The organism is Bacillus sp. C30 (assembly GCF_040838255.1).
In the GTDB taxonomy this organism is placed as follows: Bacteria; Bacillota; Bacilli; order Bacillales; family Bacillaceae_G; genus Bacillus_A; species Bacillus_A mycoides.
Genome location: NZ_JBFPJH010000439.1, coordinates 1 through 2,411, shown reverse-complemented (window position 1 = coordinate 2,411; position 2,411 = coordinate 1). Strand labels below are relative to the sequence as shown.

The window sequence follows — 2,411 nt, the reverse complement described above, 5'->3', positions numbered from 1 at the left end:
AATATAGGCTGTATGTTCACATAAATTTCAAAAACAACCCTATAATTTATTATTTTCTCCCTTATTCAACAACCATAAACTCCCAAAATATTTTTGCATCGTCACACCATTCATTGCACACAGTCATATAATTTGCATTAAGGAAACTTTTATGTTCAAATGAAATTGCCACATCATATATCTAAATGTATTGAAATAATGAGTAAAAATAAAGTGAAACTTTAATCAAGTTAAGATTTCAAAGGGGAATACTACTATGAATAAAGATATAACAAAAGATGAACAAGTCCCTTCTCAAAGTACAACAGTTCAATCAGCCCATTTAGCGTTAAGTGGACAAACAAAAGGCTTTAAAAGACTGTTACCATTCTTAGGACCTGCTTTTATCGCATCAGTTGCTTATATTGATCCTGGGAACTTCGCTACAAATATCGCAGCTGGATCACAATATGGGTATTTATTGCTTTGGGTAATACTCGCTTCTAATTTAATGGCTGTATTAATTCAAACTTTATCAGCTAAATTAGGAATCGCTACTGGGAGAAATCTTCCTGAAGTAGCTCGCGAAAACTTCCCCAAACCAGTTTCCATCGGTTTATGGATACAAGGGGAACTCGTTATTATGGCTACAGATTTAGCTGAATTTATTGGGGCAGCACTTGGCTTATACTTACTATTTGGAATTCCGATGTTACCAGCTGCTTTAATTACAGCAGTTGGATCATTTATTATTCTTGAATTTCAACGCAGAGGCTTTCGTCCATTAGAAGCTATCATAACAGGTATGATTTTTATCGTTGTTATCGCTTTTGGTATCCAAGTCTTTTACGCAAAACCGGAATTAAGCCCTCTACTCTCAGGACTTTTCACTCCAAAATTCCAAGGTGTAGATAGCATCCTTTTAGCAGCTGGAATTTTAGGTGCGACAGTAATGCCGCACGCGATATATTTACATTCGGCCTTAACGCAGCGCCGTGTAGTCGGAACAAATGATGAACAAAAGAAAAAGATTTTCCGCTTCGAATTCATCGATATTATTATTGCAATGGTTATCGCTGGAGCAATTAATGCAAGTATGTTAATTGTAGCAGCTGCACTATTCTTTAAAAACGGCTTGCACGTTGAAGACCTTGATGTTGCTTTTAACCAGTTCAGTAATTTAGTCGGTCCTGTATCGGCTGCATTATTTGGGATTGGACTTTTATCAGCAGGTTTATCTAGTTCTTCTGTTGGTACGATGTCTGGTGATATTATTATGCAAGGATTCATTCGAATGCATATTCCGTTATACTTACGCCGATTTATAACAATGATTCCGCCTCTCGTTATTATCGCTTTAGGTGTAAATCCAACTTACGCTCTCGTTATGAGTCAAGTTGTCTTATCTTTCGGTATTGCCTTTGCATTAGTACCACTTATTATGTTTACAAGTAATAAGAAGATTATGGGTGCACTCGTCAACCATCGCATTACAACATTTATCGCGTGGTTAATCGCTGCGCTTATTATCGTTTTAAATATTTTCTTACTGTATCAAACATTTGTAGGTTAATAAAAAAGGGTATTCCAAATTTAATTTGGAATACCCTTTTTGTATGAAATGATTTCCTTCTACTTACCACTTATGTATGTCCCTCTTTCCGGCATTATCGCACCTTTTTCAGTTCGAAAATAAAGTGGTAAGCCTTCCGTGAAAAACATACTCACCTTGGATGGATCCTGCCTTTGATGATGGATATATAAATGTGGTTCACTTAAACTTCCTGAGTTACCGACTTGTGTAAGAAACAAAAATACCCCCGATTCATCTAGTCGTAAATAAATATGATTAACAGCCATAGATTCAAAATCATCCTTACCCCTTGAATAATCTTTATTTTCAGATTAGATTATATAATAACAACACATTCTAGTTTCAGAAGAAATGGAGTGAAAGCATGTTTCCTATATTAAAAACCAACCGACTCATTTTACGAGAACTTACCGACGAAGATGCACCGAGTATATTACAGTGCTTTTCTAATACCGATGTCCTGCGCCATTATGGCCAAAAACCATTGCAAAATTTGGATCAAGTAAAACAAATCCTTACTAATTTTAAATTGGGGTACAACGCAAGAAGCGGCATTAAATGGGGAATCGAATTAAAAGACAAGAAAGGGCTCATCGGAACAATTGGTTTTCATGATTGGTCTTCCGAACATAAACGAGCAAATATAAGTTATGCCTTTTTGCCTGAACACTGGGGAAATGGATATGCGACTGAAGCGGTTTCTGAAGTTATATCATACGATTTCCACACACTTCATTTAAAACGTATCGGAGCAATTGTCTTTCTTGAAAATGAGGCTTCAAATAAAGTGCTATTAAAATTAGGGTTTGAAAAAGAAGGTGTTCTAAAAAATTATATG

General features: G+C 35.7%; 2 protein-coding genes and 1 pseudogene. 2 read left to right on the top strand and 1 reads right to left on the bottom strand.

The features are described 5' to 3' along the window. The first annotated feature begins 256 nt into the window (after nucleotides 1-256). Entirely contained in the window at nucleotides 257-1,552 is a 1,296-nt protein-coding gene (locus AB3X49_RS21435) for an Nramp family divalent metal transporter (RefSeq protein ID WP_001030684.1), read from the top strand. Nucleotides 1,553-1,611: 59 nt separating this feature from the next. Here AB3X49_RS21435 and AB3X49_RS21430 read toward each other — a convergent pair. Continuing rightward, a pseudogene (locus tag AB3X49_RS21430) lies at nucleotides 1,612-1,884 on the bottom strand (M23 family peptidase); the annotation flags it as partial. A gap of 53 nt (nucleotides 1,885-1,937) precedes the next feature. Here AB3X49_RS21430 and AB3X49_RS21425 point away from each other — a divergent pair. Beyond that, the coding region (locus AB3X49_RS21425) for a GNAT family N-acetyltransferase (RefSeq protein WP_367964606.1) at nucleotides 1,938-2,411 on the top strand (474 nt) is incomplete at its 3' end.